The 18,085-nt window shown below is 47.2% G+C and carries 14 protein-coding genes and 1 pseudogene; 5 read left to right on the top strand and 10 right to left on the bottom strand.

Annotated features, from left to right (window positions below; translation table 11 throughout):
• Window positions 1-32 precede the first annotated feature (32 nt).
• The 4 genes and pseudogenes from QUA42_RS22340 to QUA42_RS22325 all read left to right on the top strand — a co-directional run.
• Complete coding sequence (locus tag QUA42_RS22340; protein ID WP_333140169.1) at window positions 33-671, top strand: histidine phosphatase family protein; 639 nt, start codon at window positions 33-35, stop codon at window positions 669-671.
• A gap of 145 nt (window positions 672-816) precedes the next feature.
• Complete coding sequence (locus QUA42_RS22335) at window positions 817-1,584, top strand: YebC/PmpR family DNA-binding transcriptional regulator (protein WP_190738112.1); 768 nt, start codon at window positions 817-819, stop codon at window positions 1,582-1,584.
• Between the two features lie 120 nt (window positions 1,585-1,704).
• Complete coding sequence (locus QUA42_RS22330) at window positions 1,705-3,207, top strand: hypothetical protein (protein ID WP_333140167.1); 1,503 nt, start codon at window positions 1,705-1,707, stop codon at window positions 3,205-3,207.
• Between the two features lie 183 nt (window positions 3,208-3,390).
• Window positions 3,391-3,540 (top strand): annotated as a pseudogene (locus tag QUA42_RS22325) (YebC/PmpR family DNA-binding transcriptional regulator); the annotation flags it as partial.
• A gap of 9 nt (window positions 3,541-3,549) precedes the next feature.
• On the opposite strand, the gene QUA42_RS22320 reads toward QUA42_RS22325, so the two are convergent.
• The 8 genes from QUA42_RS22320 to QUA42_RS22285 form a co-directional block, all read right to left on the bottom strand.
• On the bottom strand, window positions 3,550-4,152 hold the full coding sequence (locus tag QUA42_RS22320) for a Uma2 family endonuclease (RefSeq protein ID WP_333140165.1): 603 nt from the start codon (window positions 4,150-4,152) through the stop codon (window positions 3,550-3,552).
• Between the two features lie 119 nt (window positions 4,153-4,271).
• Window positions 4,272-6,146, bottom strand: a complete 1,875-nt coding sequence (locus tag QUA42_RS22315) for an adenylate/guanylate cyclase domain-containing protein (RefSeq protein ID WP_333140164.1) — start codon at window positions 6,144-6,146, stop codon at window positions 4,272-4,274.
• A 159-nt stretch (window positions 6,147-6,305) separates the two neighbouring features.
• Window positions 6,306-9,614 (bottom strand): PAS domain S-box protein, encoded by a 3,309-nt coding sequence (locus tag QUA42_RS22310; RefSeq protein WP_333140162.1) that lies wholly within the window; start codon window positions 9,612-9,614, stop codon window positions 6,306-6,308.
• A 375-nt stretch (window positions 9,615-9,989) separates the two neighbouring features.
• A complete protein-coding gene (locus QUA42_RS22305) occupies window positions 9,990-13,109 on the bottom strand; it encodes an AAA family ATPase (protein WP_333140160.1) in 3,120 nt (1,039 codons plus the stop codon).
• Window positions 13,110-13,173: 64 nt separating this feature from the next.
• Window positions 13,174-13,515, bottom strand: coding sequence for a type II toxin-antitoxin system PemK/MazF family toxin (locus QUA42_RS22300; RefSeq protein ID WP_333140158.1), 342 nt, complete (start codon window positions 13,513-13,515; stop codon window positions 13,174-13,176).
• Entirely contained in the window at window positions 13,508-13,783 is a 276-nt protein-coding gene (locus QUA42_RS22295) for a hypothetical protein (RefSeq protein ID WP_333140156.1), read from the bottom strand. Before QUA42_RS22295 ends, QUA42_RS22300 begins: the two co-directional genes overlap by 8 nt.
• Before the next feature lie 232 nt (window positions 13,784-14,015).
• Window positions 14,016-15,125 carry a hypothetical protein gene (locus QUA42_RS22290; RefSeq protein ID WP_333140154.1) on the bottom strand — a complete coding sequence of 370 codons (1,110 nt, stop codon included), beginning with the start codon at window positions 15,123-15,125 and terminating at the stop codon, window positions 14,016-14,018.
• Between the two features lie 213 nt (window positions 15,126-15,338).
• Complete coding sequence (locus tag QUA42_RS22285; RefSeq protein ID WP_333140152.1) at window positions 15,339-15,635, bottom strand: hypothetical protein; 297 nt, start codon at window positions 15,633-15,635, stop codon at window positions 15,339-15,341.
• Window positions 15,636-15,783: 148 nt separating this feature from the next.
• On the opposite strand from QUA42_RS22285, the gene QUA42_RS22280 reads away from it, so the two are divergent.
• Window positions 15,784-16,323 carry a cyclic nucleotide-binding domain-containing protein gene (locus QUA42_RS22280; RefSeq protein ID WP_333140150.1) on the top strand — a complete coding sequence of 180 codons (540 nt, stop codon included), beginning with the start codon at window positions 15,784-15,786 and terminating at the stop codon, window positions 16,321-16,323.
• A gap of 81 nt (window positions 16,324-16,404) precedes the next feature.
• Here QUA42_RS22280 and QUA42_RS22275 read toward each other — a convergent pair whose 3' ends face one another.
• Complete coding sequence (locus tag QUA42_RS22275) at window positions 16,405-16,818, bottom strand: hypothetical protein (protein WP_006631038.1); 414 nt, start codon at window positions 16,816-16,818, stop codon at window positions 16,405-16,407.
• 114 nt (window positions 16,819-16,932) lie between these two features.
• Window positions 16,933-17,793 (bottom strand): FAD-binding domain-containing protein, encoded by an 861-nt coding sequence (locus tag QUA42_RS22270; protein WP_333140148.1) that lies wholly within the window; start codon window positions 17,791-17,793, stop codon window positions 16,933-16,935.
• Between the last annotated feature and the right edge of the window lie 292 nt (window positions 17,794-18,085).

The following is an 18,085-nucleotide window of genomic DNA, read 5'->3' as shown; positions in this document are numbered from 1 at the left end:
ATTACACCTAGAAGCAAAACTAAAACCAACTCATGCCACAAACAGTCTGGATCGCACGACACGGAAACCGCATCGACTTCGTTAACCCCGACTGGTTTCTCACTGCAGAACGTCGCTACGATCCCCACCTTTCCGAAGACGGTCACATTCAAGCTAAACAACTCGCCAATCGCCTCAAAGGTGAAGGAATTTCTCATATTTTTGCTTCTCCTTTTCTGCGAACTGTGCAAACAGCAAATCACGCTGCCGAAGCTCTGGATTTGTCAATTAAACTAGAGTGGGGACTGTGCGAATGGCTGAATCCGGAATGGATGACAGAAATGCCGGAAACTGAGTCCGTCGAAGCTTTGTGCAGGCGTTTTCCCAGGATTGATGCTTCCTACAAAGGCGGTATTGCTAATTATCCCGAAACTGGGGAAGCTTGTCTTAAAAGGGCGGGGGAAACGGCTAAACGCCTCGCGGCTGAGTTTCCCGAAGATATGTTATTAGTAGGTCACGGTGCGTCGGTTTTAGGAACTGCGATCGGGCTGGCGGGCTGTGCTGAAACGGAAATTAACGCTTCTTTGTGCTGTTTGGTGAAAGTGGTGCGGGGTGAGGGAGAATGGTCGATCGCACTTAATGGCGATACTTCTCACCTGACTGACTCTGAAACCGTGCTCCGGTTTAATTAAAGTTCAGATTCGTGCGAAAAATCGCATTTTATGCTATTTGTGTAAGGTGCGCCGAGGTGTACCCTAAGTTAATCTGATTTGTCGGAATCTAGGTGTTATTGTTTAATCTCGATCGCACATTTTAAATCGAAAATCTCAAATCGGTATGGCTGGACACAGTAAGTGGGCGAATATTAAACGCCAAAAAGCTAGAGTTGATGCCGTTAAAGGCAAAGTTTTTGCTCGAATATCTCGCGAAATTATTGTCGCCGCCCGCAGCGGAGTTCCCGATCCCGCTGGCAATTTTCAACTGCGGACGGCTATAGAAAAAGCCAAGGCGGCGAGTATTCCTAATGAAAACATAGAAAGGGCGATCGCCAAAGGTGCCGGCTTGGCGGGAGGGAGTTCGGATTTAGAAGCTATTCGCTACGAAGGTTACGGCGTTGGCGGGGTTGCGATTCTGATTGAAGCGCTGACAGACAATCGCAACCGCACAGCGGCTGACTTGCGAGAAGCTTTTACTAAAAATGGCGGCAACTTGGGGGAAACTGGTTGTGTGGGCTGGATGTTTGACCACAAAGGAGTTTGTACGGTACGCGGCCCGATTGATGAGGAACAATTGTTTGAAGCGTCGCTAGAGGCGGCTGCCGAATCTTATGATTTGATATTAATTGATGAGGATACTGAAGGTGCAGAGGTATTTACAAGCGTGGCTAATTTGGAACAGTTGGCTGATGTTTTGAAACAAAAAAAATTTGCAGTTTTGCAGTCGGAAACTCGCTGGATTCCCAGCAATACAGTGGAAATAGACACTCCTGAAAAAGCTCGATCGCTCCTTAAGTTAATGGATGCACTGGAAGATTTGGACGACGTGCAAAGTGTGACGGCGAATTTTGAAATGACAGATGAATTGATGTCTTCGGTGATGGTTTAATGGTTGAAAGATGAGGGATGGGGAGCGTCCTGTTGGCACTGGAAAAGACTAAAAATCGCCAGCGGGACATCGCGCTACACTATTACCAGGAAACGAATCGCCATCTGTACGCGAGGGGGAGTGTCAATCCAACGCATTGCTCAAAAAGCTGCATTGAAAGTCTCAACTCACAGTAAAGCCATGCTAGATAAAAACGAAAGCAAAAGAGACAGCACCCACTCAGAAGAAGTTCTCTCAGCAACCGAAGTATCAGAAACCAAGGATCGAGCCAAATCGGAGGTGCAGGCTGAACCAGGGGATAAATCCAATTGGTTCGGTTCCGTTTTCGGAGCCGTCTCTGCAACGGCAAGTGCTGTAGGGAATGCGGTAGGCAATGCCGGAAGTGCGATTGTTAATACGGCGAGTGTGGTGGGGAATGCAGCAGGCAGTGCTGGAGATGCGATTGTTGTTAATACCGCGAGTGCGGTAGGCAATACCGGAAGTGCGATTGTTAATACTGCGAGTGCGGTAGGGAATGCGGTAGGGAATGCCGGAAGTGCGATCGTTAATACGGCAAGTGCGGTGGGGAATGCAGCAAGCAGTGCTGGAGGTGAGATTGTTGTTAATACCGCGAGTGCGGTAGGTAATGCGGTAGGCAATGCCGGAAGTGCAGCACTCCAATTTCCCAATTTTTTTGGTTCCGCTTTTGGTTTGATTTCCCAGAGCCCTATCCTGAAAAAACTCACTGAAAATTTCAAAATTGATTGGTTAGTCAGTGCGATCGATAAAGTTGATGTCGTGAATGCCGAGGCGCAAGTTCGAGAGTTGCAGCGCCAATATCCTCACGAGAAACCTCAAGAAATCGCACATCGCTTAATGGTGGAAAAAGCCTTGCTAGCGGCAGGAAGTGGCTTGGTTAGCAGTTTAGTTCCGGGCGCAGCTTTGGCATTTGCTGGCATGGATTTAGCTGCAATGACGGCGTTATCCGCCGAGTTGGTTTATCAAATAGCTGCCGCCTATGGAATGGATTTGCAATCGAGCGATCGCAAAAAAGAAGTTGTCGCTATTTTCGGTTTATCCTTGGGGAGCAATTTAGCGATCGAAGCTGGAGTTACGCTGGTCAGCAATATTCCCTTGGCGGGTGCGGTGATTAATGCTAGCGCCAGTGCGACAATGATTTACGCGCTGGGATACGGTGCTTGTCGGTTTTATGAAGCGCATCTCGATTCCTCGAAAATCGAAACCAAGCTCGAAGATTTACGAGAAGTCTTGCAAGCGGAAAGTGAGCAATATTTAGAGAAAGCGATCGCACAAGAAACGGTGATGGATTGGATTTTGGTGTATGTCGTCTATACCACCCAAAAATTCACCCGATGGGATGAGTTATTACCCCAATTACAAGCTGCCAATTTAAATCCCAAGTCTTTAGCTGAGATTGAAGCTGTGAAAAATAAGTCTAAATTGCCTCCCAAGTTGGATATTTTACTCGAACAACTCGAACTCGACTTTGCCGAACCACTTTTAAAGCGATGCACTGAGATCATCGAGGCTGACGGTGAAATTAATGAACAAGAGGGGAAAATTTTGCTGACAATTCAACGGGCTGTTTTGAGCAAAAGAAAGCAAGCTCAAAAGCAAGCCTAGCCAACTTCGATATAGGATGCGGTATCGGAAGCCACGCTCAGTACAAACTGAAGTCTAAGCTAGATCACAAACTCCCCCGTGCGTTCACGCCCGGAAATGTCAAATCCAATGCTCATAAACTGGCTCAAGCGAATGGGGTACAACTCTGGGACGATAACAGTTAATTGATTTAGTGCTTCGAGGATTCGCAGCAATACAGTGGAAATAGACACTCCTGAAAAAGCCCGATCGCTCCTTAAGTTAATGGATGCACTGGAAGATTTGGATGATGTGCAAAGTGTGACGGCGAATTTTGAAATAACAGATGAATTGATGTCTTTGAGTATGGTGTAACCATCTAAATCACCAGATTTTTGCCATCCGCAAGACAAATCCCGGTAACTCTGGATCGCCGCTGACTGTTTCAGGATTATCTAAGATTTCAGGTTCGCGATCGGGACGGTAGATGTAGACTTTTCTGTTTTTGCGATCGAGCAAAAAGCCGAGCGATACACCGTTGTCAATATATTCTTGCATCTTGTTTTGCAATCCCTTGAGAGCGTCGCTAGCAGACCGCAATTCAATCACAAAGTCTGGACAAATCGGTGCGAATGAGGCTTTTTGTTCTTCAGTTAAGGCATTCCAGCGCTCTAGTTTAATCCATGAGGCATCGGGGGAGCGGGTTGCTCCATTCGGCAAGGTAAAGCCTGCACTGGAGTCAAACGTTTCACCTGTGCCATCTTGTTCGGCCCAGTTCCCCAATTGTAGGGCAATCTTGAAGTTGCGGTTCCCTGTATCTGAAAAGGCGGGTGACATAATGATAACTTCCCCACTGGCAGTACGCTCAATTCTCAAATCGCGATTAACTAGACAGAATTCATAGAACTGTTCAACAGTCATCGATGGGATCGCAGGGAAATTGACCGTCAGTGGGACGCTTTCGGTTTGAATTAGCAGCGTCGTCATGGTTTTTCCTGAGTTGGTGCAGGGGTGATAGAATACCTTGAGCTTAAACTATTGTAGCTTGGCGATCGAAAGTCTTAGTCATCGCGGATTCGGAGGCTTGTATCCGTTTGCGGGCGGTGTTAATAATCTTTTTTCCCAGTTAGCAAATAAGTAACCATGTATCCCTTGCCCTTAACTTGAATGGCGCCGCGCTTCTGAAAAGTATATTTATCTTTTAATAGCTGGTAGGTTTCTGCGGTGACTTGAATGCAGCCAGTAATCCCGTGGGATTCCATGCGCGAAGCAATATTTACTGTGTCGCCCCAGAGGTCGTAAATAAACTTTTTTAAGCCGATGACGCCGGCAACGACAGGGCCACTACTAATCCCAACCCGAATGCTGAAAGGTTCCGAATGTTCTAAACTCAGGAGCCGAATTTCGTGCAGCATATCGATCGCCATGTTCGCAACCGCCTCGGCGTGATCCTCTCGGGGCGTAGGCAAACCGCCGACAACCATGTAAGCATCACCAATAGTTTTAATTTTCTCCAAACCGTGGCGATCGGCCAAGTGGTCAAAAGCCGAAAAAATATCGTTGAGCACTTCCACCACCGCCGTCGCTGAAATTCTCGACGAAAGCTCTGTAAACCCCACAATGTCGGCAAACATCACAGTTACTTCCGCAAAACTTTCGGCGATATTGTGTTCATTGTCCTTCAAACGCAGGGCGATCGCTGCCGGCAAAACGTTTAGCAGCAGTTGCTCGGATTTAGCTTGTTCGAGTTCCAACTGTAGGTAAGCAGCCTGCAACTGTTCAGCTTGGCGAATTCTTTCTCCGGCTAGCTTTTCGATTTGGGCCGTGCGGCTCAAAGATGTCAGCATATATGTCACCGGAATCAGAGTCCACAGCATCCCCATCGTCAGAGTTCCCCAAGAGCGCCAGTGCTTGCGAAGCCTGCGAATTTCCGGCGTTGCGGACACGTACATAGACCACTGGCGGCCGCTAATTTTCAGCCGTCTTCTGCAAGCTGTATAGTTCGGGCCTGGATTGTCAAGAATCGGGCAGTTTTGTAGGAGAGAGGGTTTCGCAGTGGCTGATGCTGGAAGCACTTGTTGGCTGGCGGATTGGAACTGCACCGCAAATTGCTGAATTCGCCTCTCAGCAGGGAGATTTTTGAGAACCGGGTTCCCCGTTTGCGGTAACAGCGACCCTGCTTCTTGCTTGTCTGGAGCCTCGCTAACGAGATAAATATTGAGGTAGTCGGTGTTGCGTCCTTTTAAAGAGGTTTGGAAAATATCTTTGCCTCGAAATACGCCCAGAACAAATCCTTGTAGCAGTTGGCGACGGGATTCCAGGGTAGTCGGTTTACTGCTGTTTTCGTAAATCGGAACTATAGCCAAAAGACCCTGTTCCGGGGAATTGCCCTGAGTTAAGCCGATGTAGTTGGTGACAATCATTTCTCCTGTATCGCGCCCTCGATCGAGCGCGAGGCGGATTTCTGGGTGGGAGGCGAGGTCAAAGCCTAATACTGTCTCGTTTCCGGCTGGTGGTTCGACGTAGAAAGCCGGGAAATATTCGGAACGCTGGAGGGCCTTGCGGAGTTCTCCTCGCGGGCCGCGCTCTGTAATCTCGAAGCTGGGCTCTGTTTCGGTTCTAGCTTTGGTTTCGTAGTTGCGCCGCTCGGAATTGGGAACGCGGGGGGCCCAAGCCAGGAGTTGCAGGCTGGGGTGGACGGATAGGGGACGGGCGACAAACCTAGCAAAAGAGGAACGCTCGACGGCGCTGAAGGCTTTCATGTAGTCGCTGAGGGCGAGAACAGTATCTAAGTCGGAGTTGACCTGGCGTTCGATGCCGATCGAAATATCGTCAATGCGGCGGTGCATTTCGTAGTCGCGGCGCTTGTCTTCCCAGTCCCAAACCAAGGCGAATGTCAAAACCGACAGTCCGACACCCAAAGCCAGCGTCAACCCGGCTGGAATGTAGCGAGACCAGGATAAAGGTAGTTTTTTCAGCATATTTGCCTAGCGAATAAGGGCAGGAGATTAGCACACCGCTGAGTGCGATTTGTTCCGGCCTCTGAGTGCGGTTAATTCAAAACCCTGATAACTCAAGCACCGACGGCAATTGGGAATTAAAAGTTAGATATTTAAACTTTTAGATTAATGGACGATCGCTCAGCAGGGGATTTCAATCCAGAATTCCGCTCCCTGTCCGGGCGCTGAGATGCAACGCAGGCTTCCCTTATGTTTTTCTACCACAATCTGATGGCTGATGGATAATCCTAAGCCGGTTCCAGCCCCTACGGGCTTGGTGGTGAAGAACGGGTCAAATAGCCGCTTGCGAACCTCTTCGCTCATTCCCGGGCCACTGTCGGCGATGCAAATTACAATGCGATCGCAGTCACTGAGCTGGGTTTTACTGTGGCTTTTCAACCCAGCTTTTTTCATGAGGGTGCGAATCACGATCGTCCGAGGTTCCGGTTGGTTTTCTAGAGCATCGATCGAATTGCTGATAATATTTAGAAATACCTGGTTCAACTGACCTGCACAACAGTAAACCTTGGATATTTTTCCGTATTCTTTAATGATTTCAATCCCGCTTTTTATACTTGCCTGATGCAATCTGTGCTGCAAAATTAACAGTGTACTGTCAATTCCTTCATGAACGTCTACCAACTTCATTTCTGATTCATCCAGTCGCGAAAAGTTCCGCAGCGACAACACAATATTACTGATTCTTTCTACTCCTACTCTCATGGAATTTAGCATTTTTGGCAAGTCTTCCTTTAAAAAGTCTAACTCTAAGTCCTTAACTTTTTCAGAAATCTGAGGTACTGGGGACGGATAGCATTCCTGGTAGAGACTTAACAGTTCAATTAAATCGTGAAAATAGTTGTAAGTATGAGAAATATTGCCGTTAATAAAAGTTGCGGGATTGTTGATTTCGTGGGCAATCCCAGCCACCATCTGACCGAGACTCGACATCTTTTCGGATTGAACTAATTGGATTTGAGCGTTTTGTAGCTGTTCGTAGGCTTCTTGCAATTGGGCGGCTTGTTTTCTTAATTGAGATTCGGAAGCTTGGAGTGCCGCGGCGGAAATTTTGCGATTGGTTATATTTTCAATCATCCCTAAGTTGTAAATAGGTTCTCCTTCGCCGTCTCGAATCAAAGTAGCTGTCACGTTTACCCAAACAATTTTACCTGTAGCGGTAATCTGGCGGAGTTCGATTTGATAGTGAGTAATTTCTCCCCGCTCAAGAGAATCAGCAACTTGGAGATTTTTTGGAGAATCTTCGGGATGCCCAAGTTCAATAAATGTTTGGGCGAGCAATTCTGCTGCGGTATATCCCAGCATTTCGCAGTAAGTTTTATTGACTCGCACTAACTTTTTATCGTCTAAATTAGCTAAGTAGATAGCGATGGGTGCATCTTCAAAAATTGTGCGAAATAGTTCCTCGCTGGCCCGGACTTTAGCTGCTAGGGAAAGCCTATCGGTGATGTCTTCAAACGTAGACAAAATGCCGACAACATTGCCGGAATTGTCGTGTAAAGGTATTTTATTAGTATCCAGACAGCATTGGGTGCCGTCAGCTTGCATTTTGGATTCTATGATGTGATATTCTGGGGTGTTGGTTGCCATGATGCGGCGGTCGCAGGCTCGAAAAAATTCTGTTTCTTCCGGCTTCCAGGGCATATCGAAGTCGGTGAGACCGGCGATTTCACTGGGGTGATTGAAACCTGCGACTTTGGCAAAGTTTTTGTTGCCTCCCAAGTAAACTAAATCTCGATCTTTCCAGGCGATTAACTGAGGGATGTTATTGATTACCGACCACAGCATTTTTTTGGAGGTTTCCAAGGCTTCCGTGCGTTCTAGGACGCGCTTTTCAAGTTCTTGATTGGCTTGTTGCAGGGCCATTTTTGATTCGCTGAGGGCGATTTCTGCTAGCTTGCGATCGCTGATGTCGATTGTCACCCCTTCCCACAGTATATCGCCCCCCGGTTGCAGTTCAGGGCGAGCGATACCACGAATCCATTTCTGTTTTCCCGATCCGGTTATGATCCGCCCTTCATATATCCAAGGTTTGAGAGTTTGGCCTGAAATTGCGATTGATTCTAACAGATTGTTTAGGTCTTCTGGATGCACCATTGACCACATTAAATTGGAGTTTTGTTGAAGTTTTTCAGGCTCTAATCCGTAGAGTTCCCAACAGCCGGAACTCACATAAATGAATTCATTTGAACCGTCGGGATGCAGCAAGTATTGATAAATCATTCCCGGCACGTTGGCGGCCATTTTTTGGAATCTGGCTTCACTTTGCTGCAGTGCTGATTCTGCAAGTTTGCGATCGCTAATGTCAATCAACAAGCCATCCCAAATAATGTTATCTTTTTCGCCCTCTTCTGGTCGCGAAGCCCCGCTAATCCACTTCATCCGATCGCCTGGAAAAACAAATCTGCCTTCCCACCGCCAAGGCTCTAAAGTTTTAGCTGAGATAGCAACAGACTCCTTGAAGCTTGGCGCATCGTCTGGATGAATCATTTCGATCGCGGGAATAGCTGAGTTTTGGAGTACATCTGGTTCTAATTCCCAGAGTTCGCGGCAGCCGGAACTGACGTAGGGGAATGACATAGTGCCGTCTGCTGCTAACTGAAATTGATAAATCATTCCCGGAACGTTGGCAACGAGTTTTTGAAACCTCGCTTCGCTTTGCCGTAGTGCTGTTTCTGCTTCTACGCGATCGGTAATATCGTAAAATGCCGATAAAATTGCGGCTTCGCCATTAAAATTAATCGCTCGCATCGACATTTTTACCCAAAAAAAACTGCCATTTGCTTTCTTGAGGCAGATTTCTTCGCGGTCGGCCAAGCCGTTTTGTTTGACTAATTCTATCAATTGACTGCGGTCATTGATATTGGCATAAAGTTCCTTTTTTTTGCGTCCGATTAGTTGTTCGCAACTCACACCTAAACTTTCTCCGAGGGCAGAATTTGCATACAAAATTACGCTATCTTCTAGGCGCGTAATTGACATGGGAACGGGAGTCACAGTGGCGATCGCCCGCAATCTTTCTTCGCTTTCTTCCCTGGCTGTTTCGGCTGCTACTCTTTTGCTAATATCGTTCTGAACTCCGATAAAATGAGTTAATTTTCCCTCATTGTCTAGGATGGGGGAAACCATTAATTCGTTCCAAAAAGGAGTTTTGTCTTTGCGATAATTTTTGAGAACTACCTGAATTTCCGTTCCCGCTTCCAAGCTGCGGCGGAGTTTGTTTAATTGGGTCTGATCGGTATCGGGGCCCTGCAAAAATCGGCAGTTGCGTCCAATAACTTCTTCGGCACTGTAACCGGTCAGCTTCTCAAAAGCAGGATTGCAGTAAATAATAGGTATGTCAGGCTTGCGAGCATCCGCGATGAGGATGCTGTTGCTCGACGCTGCGATCGCCCGTTCTAGGAGAGACAGGTTGAAAGAGTCTGTTGTCATCGGTGGCAAGCTCCAACCTCCCAAGGAGGGGACAGAACAATAAACATTTATAAATAGCTTGAGCCATTCTTATTCTATAATTTTATTTTTAATTTAGCCTTGTTAACAAAGCCAGCAGCCAAAAAAAGCCCGCGGGGGAGACGAGTAATACCATTTTAGATTTTAGATTTTAGATTGGCAATGACTGATTAGATCATGGTTTGAAGCTTTCCTACAGTTGCCTTCTGGTTTAAAAGTAGTATAACCGAAGGCATTCGGTACTTATCCAGAAAACAGCAGGTGAAAATACCGAATAGGGCAAGAAAACAGAAGGTGAAAATACTGATATTTTAAACTTTTTTTCTTCTTTTCCTTCCATCCGGCTCATCAACCCTTTTAAATTGACAAGCTGATGGAAGAACCCTGAGCAGTTTTGCTTACTTCAATCCTGGCTTGAAAAGCTTCTTTCAGGTGGGGCATATGGGTAACGGTGAGGATGCAGGCGAAGTCGGAGGCGATCGCATTAATTGCAGCAATCAGCCGATCGCACCCTTCCGCATCCTGAGTCCCGAACCCCTCATCAATAATCAACATTTGCAAAGCCGTGCCCGCCCGCTGAGACAGCAGTCTCGCCAGCGCCAGCCGAATCGCAAAATTAATCCGAAAAGCTTCACCGCCCGAGTAAGTTTCGTAGGCGCGAGTACCGCGAGCATCAGCAATTAAAATGTCTAAAGTGTCAATCAATTTAGTTGCTTTTTTAGAAGCAGCAGCCCGCTGAGTAATAAATTGAACGTGCAATTGATTCGCGCTCAATCTCGACAATATCTGATTTGTTTCAGCTTCAAGTTGAGGCAAAACATTTTCAATCATTAAAGCTTGAATGCCGTTTTTACCAAAGGCTTGACCCAACTCTTGATAAACTCGCTGCTGGCGTTTGGCAACTTGCATTTGCTCTTTTTGAGCTACTAGCTGAACTTGCAGATTTTCCAGATTTTGCTGCTGCTGCTGGAGGCGTCCGAGACTTCCCAAATGTTGGTCTAGCTGCTGGCGGCGGCGACTTATTTGCTGTTCGATCGTACTTATTCGTGCTGTGGGATCGGGATGTTCTTGCAACTGCTGGTTCATCGCGGCAGTTTGAGCGCTGACAGCTTGCAAATCTCGATCGCGCACTGCGATGGAATTTGCTATTTCATTAACCCGCTGCTGCACTTGCGGGTACTGCACAGTTGCCGAGCGCAATTTTTCGGCGCGGGCGATCCAAAACTGCGATCGGCGCATTTCGCTCCGCACGTGTTCGTGCTGTTCCAAATTATAGCCAACTTCCGCAATGTATCTATCTAAAGACAGAATTTGCTGCTGTATTTCCGAGCTATTTTTTTGCTGTTCTAACTGTTGCTGTACCGTGGCTAATTGAGTTTGCAAATCCGGGCGGCGGGCATTAATTTTATTCAGTTTCTGCTGAGCGTCTTTGATTTGAGCTTGCTTAATTTCCGCCCACCGCAAGCGCTTTTCATCGCTGCGGGCGAGGGAGTGGCTGCGATCGCTGTAATTGAGCTGTTGCAGTTGCTGTTCGATTTGCTGGAGTTCGCCCAAATCATCGGCTGCATACTCGCCGGTGCGTAGCAACCGCTCTATTTCTGCAGCGTCTTGACGCATACTTTGCAGTCGGTTCTCATCTTGGCTCAGGCTATCTAATTGTGCTTGCAAATGGCTGCGGCGTTCCCGTAATTCTTGGTAGGGCGCTAATTCCTCTTCTAGTTCGCGGTATTCATGTCTGAGGACTTGAATTTCGCGCTCGGAGACGGCCAACTGTTCGCGCACAACCCAAAGTTGGTTCCAGATTTCCTGCTGTTGGGTGTGGTGTTTTGTGACTACCAAATTCCAGTAGTGTTCGTCTAAAGGCCGATCGCACAAAGGACAATTGCCAAAATTTGTATCTCGCACCATTAAAGGCGAATTCGATGGCTCGTTTTCGGCAAAATTCGAGGCTTTACCTTCACCTGCGCTGGTTTCTCCTTCATGTTTCCGCAGCAGTTGCAGTTTTTGGTCGATCTCGGCAAGTCTGGTTTGATAGTCGCGGCTTTTGGCTTGCAGGTTTCCGAGAAAGTCGTGCCTTTCTTGACCTTTTTCGCGGACTCGCTGCTGATAAACTCGCTTGTTTTCCAACTGCAAAATTTGATTGGCGATGGCCGAGATTTCCTGCTGTAATTGCGGTTGTCGCTGCTGCTGCTGAACTTGCACCTGTCGGTTGATTTCCTCTAACCGGGCGGTTAAACCGGCGCGGGCGCGATCGAGCTTTTGTTGCTTTTGCTGCTGCTGTTGTAACAGTGGCGAAACTTGCAGTTGCAGTTGCTCTAGTTCGTTGAGGCGCGATCGAACTGCTTGCAACTGTGCGAGCCCTCTGTCAACATCGGGCTGCTGTTTGAGAATTTCCAGAACATCTTTTTCATCTTGTTCTAAAACCTCTAATTGAGCTTGCAACTGCTGAATTTTGCTTTGCAAAAAGCTCAGTTCTTGCCGTTGCTGTTCTTGCAATTGCTGACGCTGATTTTGGGCTTGTTGGTTGGCTTTGAATTTGCCAGCCAGAGTCTCTTCTGTGGCTTGCAAGCTGTGGAAATACGCGATGCCTGCTGTTATTTCCTTTTCTTGCCCTAGGAGGGCTTGTAGCTCATTTTGCTGCTGTTTGGCTGCGCTGAGTTCTTGCTGCAAGCGGCGGCATTCTTGAGTGATATTGTAGTGCTGTTGCTGGTGGCCGGCGAGGAGTTTTTGCCAAGTTTGACGGTTGTGGTGCTGGAGTTGCAGTTGCTGTAACTCGGTTGTGTCGGCTTGCTGCTGCTGCTGAAGCAAATCGGTTGCTTGCTGCAATTGAGTTTGTTCGGAGGCGAGATTCTCTTTTTGTTGCAGTTGCTCTTGTACGGTTAGCAAACTCTGTTTGAGCACTTCGACTTGAGCTTTAAATTGTTTGGACGTATCTTTGGCTTGGTCGGATAAAGTATCGTAGGAGTCGAGTTTGAGCAGGTTGGCTAAAACTTGTTTGCGTTCGATCGGCTTTTTGAGCATAAATTCATCAGCTCGCCCCTGCCGCAAATACGCCGAGTTGATGAAGGTATCGTAATCTAGTTTGATGTGTTCGAGGATTTTTTGCTGAGTTGTTCTCAAACCTTTGTCTGTGAGCGTGCGAAAATTAAGTTTTTCCTCACTCTCGGCAGAATTCAAGCTGACTTGAAATTCCAAACTTCCCGATTGTCCGCGTCGGCGGTTGCGAATCACCCGGTAGATTTGGCCGCCGGTAGAGAAAGTGAAATCAACGCGCACATCTGTTTCGCCGATATGGATGATATCGTCTTCCGTATCGCTGCGGCAACAGCCCCAAAGTGCCCAGGAGAGGGCTTCTAAGAGGGAGGATTTGCCAGCACCGTTAGGCCCGCAAATGCAAGCGGTGTGCAGGCCGCGAAAGTCTAAAGCAGCTTCGCGATAGCTGAGAAAATTTTTGAGTGTAAGTTGTATAGGAATCATTTAGGCCATCGCGCCATACAATCTATCTATAAATAACACTATTTGTACGCTGTTGCCTAGTTATTCAATCCAGATCCAGAACAATTGTCAGTGCTTCTGCAATTTCTTCCATAATTGTCTCGGACAGGGTTCCGAGTTGTCGGACAAATCTTTGTTGCGAGACGGAACGGACTTGAAAAGTATCGGCGGCGGAGACTTTAGTCAAGCCATTTTCGCCACTCGGTTCTAGTCGAACCATCCAATTTCTCTCGGTGTATCGCTCTTTCCAGTCAGTGATGGGAACAATAACTTCAAGCAGCAAAATTCCAACCGTTTCATCACTGACAATTACTACCGGACGGGTTTTGCCGATTTCAGCGCCCACAGTAGGTTCAAGCCCAACCAGCCAGATTTCGCCTCTACGCATTAGTTTTTATCCCTGCGTTAAGGTATTCTTCCTCGGATTCAAAATAGGGTTCGCTATCAGCCGACCACAAATCATGTAAAGCACCTCCCGGCATATAATCTTTGACTGCTGCTTCTGCTGCGGCTCTGAGTCTCCGCTTTCTCTCAACTTTGCGCTGGGCTTTTTCTTCTATTTCTTCGCGCATCATCCGCGAAGCTGCTTCGATGATTTCTAGGCGTTCTTCTGCTGTCAGATTTTTGAGTGCTGCTAAGATTTCTGTTTTAGTCACGGTTTTTTCGGGTGGTTTGTGAGAAAGTGCGATCGCACCATCATTATATCTTTCACAAAAATCAATATCGCCGCTCTGTGCTGATGACGCATCCTACATTACCGGTCTGTGCTGATGGCCCACCCTACAGGGATCGCATTAACAGATTTTCCATCATCAAAAAGGGTTGACTGTATTCCTACAGCCAACCCCGCACATATTTATTTTTCCTGCGTTTGCTCAAACAGCAACACTACCTGACAAGATTCGGGAACGTATAGCCGACACCGACTAACAATCCCACGTCAGCTCCGTCAACAAAACCAATATTCAATCCCGCTGTTGCTGTTAAATTTGTCGTCAGCGGCACATCTACACCCCCCGAAATCAGGAAGCCAAAATTACCGTCATCCCCGGTAGTAACTATCACGCCAGCACCTGCATAGGGAGCAGCACTAATCACAAAATCCTCGCTGACTTCGACGGTCTCTTGAGATACAAAATCGAAGGTAACGGGAACTAGAAGAGTTAAGTTGTCGCGCAACAAAACAGTCGGTCTCACCGACAAATTGTTCGTCAAACCGATTTTGCTAATAATCGCAAATGAACCGTCGCCTAAGGCTGAATCTCCGCCAAAACCTACATTGCCGCCAATGCCGATGTAGCTGGGCCCAGAACGGGTTGCTCGGCCTGGTCGGATTTGAGTTCCCTGAGCCACTTTTTCAGTTGCTTCGGAGACAGTTGCAGGTTTTTCAGCAACTTTGGGTTGGTTTGTCAAAGCTGAGGCGGAAGTGCTGACAGGATTGCTCAACAATTCTTGTGCTGTGTGGACTTCTTTTTCTGCCTTCGTTGCTGTTACTTCAAAATTATTGCTCTCGGCAACAATTGAGGTAGGTCGATCGCTCTTTTTGGCAGTCTCGACTTTTGACTGCACTTCGACACCATTATCAGCAATTTTAGCGGTTTCTTCAGAATTTTCAGTCTCAGCAGCAATGGAGGTATTTTGCGCTGTTTCTGTCTCAGCAATTTCAGATGTTGCTGCTTCCGATTTTTCGGGTGCAGCAATAGATACTTGCAAGTTGGCGTCCGGTTCGGAGGCTGCTGGCTCTGCTGATTTTGTTAGTTCGCTCCAACTGATAGAATCAATTTTTTTATTACTAGCCGTTGTTTCTGCGTCGGGTTTAACTGCTGAAGTTGCCGTCGGCTCAGAAATTTGGTCAATATTTTGAGCGGCTATTGTTGCAGTTGTAGCGACCTCGGGCAAGTTGCCAGTTTCAGCTTTCGCTGACATGGTACTGCAACAAACAGCTAAAGCTGCAAGATTTATTAACGCAAAAGTAGACTTGGAAAATAGACTATTCATAGAAACTCCTCAATGAAGGGTGTGTTAAAAGTGTAAGTGTTTGAGGGCGACCGTCGAGAGCTTTGCTAAGAAAAGACACAAATATGAGTTGTGTTGTTCCTAGATTGCCATTTTACCGTTGAATAGTCAACTCTCAAGCTGATTAGATTCAAGAACGGACGATGGGTTTAGAGGCTAATTTTAATTTACAGATCGATCGGCAAAAAATCAATCCTAGGGATGATTGCACCCTTGCTCCTGTTTAATTGAGGGGTCGATCGCGTGTCTGGCTGGCATTCTCCAATACTGTACTTGGGGGCGCTGCACTCGCAGCCACGCTGGAAAAATCCGGTTTTTGAGGGCGCACCAGCTCGAAATCAAGAGACAACAAGCTTTCAAAACAGTTTTGGCAGCCCCGCCGTCCAAAGCAAGTGCAGTTAAAACAACGCGATCGGCTGCTGCACAGTCCGTGACAATTAATGTAGAATAATACCACCGATCCGAGAAATATTTGTGGCTCGATCGTGTCAAAATTACTGAATATTATGAAAATTGTGTAAAATTTAGTGTTCTATTTGTAAAGTTTAGCCTTCGCTTTCGCTCAGGGTCTGACCATCTAACAACAGCACGCAACTAAACAAGTAAAAAAATACAAATTATCTGATCTCAACCTGACTTTATGAGCAAAGTTCTAGTCATATTAGGCGAATTGAGCGATCGCGACATCGATTGGATGCTCGCCAACGGCACCCGCACCCAAGTCCTCCCCGGCACCACCCTGATCACCGAAGGTAAGCCCTTAGACGCCATGTACATAGTTCTGGATGGAACTTTGAGCGTTTCTGTATCATCTTTGGGCGACAAAGAAATTGGAAAAATTATTTCCGGGGAAGTGTTAGGCGAAATGTCTTTTGTGGACGGGAGGCTTCCTTCTGCTAGCGTCACGGCAATTGAAGAGTGCCTCATCCTGTCAATTCCCCGACGGCTGCTAACTGAAAAACTCGAGCAAGACGTGCTTTTTTCCCTGCGGTTTTATCGGGCGATTACCAAATTTCTGTCGTCGAGACTGCGGGGTACAGTCAAACGCTTCGGCGATGATAGTGATGGTTTAATATATCAAGAGCCCGACGACGAGGACGCCATCCCGCAAAATGTCGAAAACCCAGATTTGGCTGAATCGAGATTTCAATGGCTGTTGGAGCGTTTGAAGGGGAGTTGAAGTTCGGCAACGAGCAGTGTACAGGATTTAATGGATTTAACACCAATTTCTAGTTACCATTTCCCAATTCCCAATTTCCAATTAGAAAACATATTTTTCAGCGACGCGCCAATAGCGAGAAAAACGCTTCAAATCAATATAACCATCGTAGCGGACAAAGGGTTCCGGTGGCAAAACTTCTACAGGGTGCGATCGCTTAATTTCCCGGCAAATATCCTGAAACCGAGGACTGGGACTTTCCGCAGTCACCACTTGATTCGCGCCGGATTCTTTAGCAAAAGCGATAACTTCCGCAGCCACATCGCCCCGCCGAATAACTACCGGCAACTCCAGCAAACATTCGTAAATAAACACCATTCGTTTGAGACTCAACTGCCATTCATCAATGAGTGCATCATCCCAAACCCAGATGGCCGGTGCCTCTGGATGCGCTTTAAAAGCCGGGCCTTCAGGACTCAAACAGTCGCCGTGCAGCCAAATAATCGGATTGTTCATAAATTGGGAATGGGGAATGGGGAATAGGGAATGGGGAATAGGTAATTGGTATTTGGTAACTAATTACAACAGTTAACCGTCAACAGACAACAGTCAACAGTCAACAATAAATTTTTAATTTGTGCGACCTTTTTTAGGGCGTTCCCAACTTTTAGAACCGCCGCTACGATCGACCTTTTCTCCATGAGGAAACAACTGCCCTTCCAAATATTCGTAAGTTCCCTCAAAATCGCATTGCCCATAAAAAGGACAATCGCGACAATAAACCGCCTTAGTGTAACGCTCCAAATTTTCCCGATTAAAAAAATAAGGTTTGTGACTAAAAGTGCTTGCTACCCACTGCCAAGAAAGATTATTGCTCGCCGGATCTCCATCTAGCAAATGTTGCAAAAACCAGCGAGCTCCGGCTTGCCAGCGCACGCGGCGCCAGTGTACGAGATAAGCGGCAGTCCACATCCGCTGGTGATTGTGCAAATAACCAGTTTCTCGCAACTCGCGGCTGAAACTGTCGATGCAAACCAAACCAGTTGTGCCCTCAATGACATCCTCCGGCAGAGTTTCGCTGTAATCTTTAGCACTGTAGCCAGTTTTGTAAGCTTCCCGGTCTTGCCAAATCCCGTTGCCCAATTCCGCGTACAGTCGCTGCCAATAATCCCGCCAACCCAACTCGTTGACGAGTTTTACGGCCTCTTCTCGATGCCGCACCTTCTCCAGCACAGCATCCCGGACTTCGGCAAGACTCAAAACGCCGTAGCGCAAATAGGGCGACAAGCGCGTTATCGCACCGTTGAGGAAATTGCGGGTTGAGGCGTACTTGCCGGGATCGACTTGTTGCAGAGCTGTCTCGGCTGCTTTCCGCCCGCCTAGGGTTGGGGGTACGCTGCTGTCCCGGGCGGCGGCTTCGGGGAACTGTTCACGCACGTAGGCAATTAATTCGTCGCGGTTGGCAAATTCCCGCCTCATGTCCTGACTCATTGTTTTTTCAAGCGCCTGCTATTCTTTCCTCATGTTAAAGCTATTCGATCGGGCGTGGGGGTCGATCGCCCTAAATTGCTTTTCGCTCGTAACTCACATCTTGCACCATTATCAGCAACAGGCTTTCGGGCCTGTTCCACAAAAGATAAATTTTCTTGTGGAACAGGCCGGAAAGCCTGTTCATAAAAGGCTAATTGAGAATGGTGCAATATCTCATACCAATTTAATATGAAGCTGCATAGAATAGGGCTTCAAGAATAAAATTGTAAGATGACAACGAACAGATTTGCTC

Origin of the sequence: Microcoleus sp. Pol11C2 (assembly GCF_036701505.1) — a bacterium.
Lineage (GTDB): Bacteria > Cyanobacteriota > Cyanobacteriia > Cyanobacteriales > Microcoleaceae > Microcoleus.
This window is presented reverse-complemented; position numbering and strand designations above follow the sequence as displayed.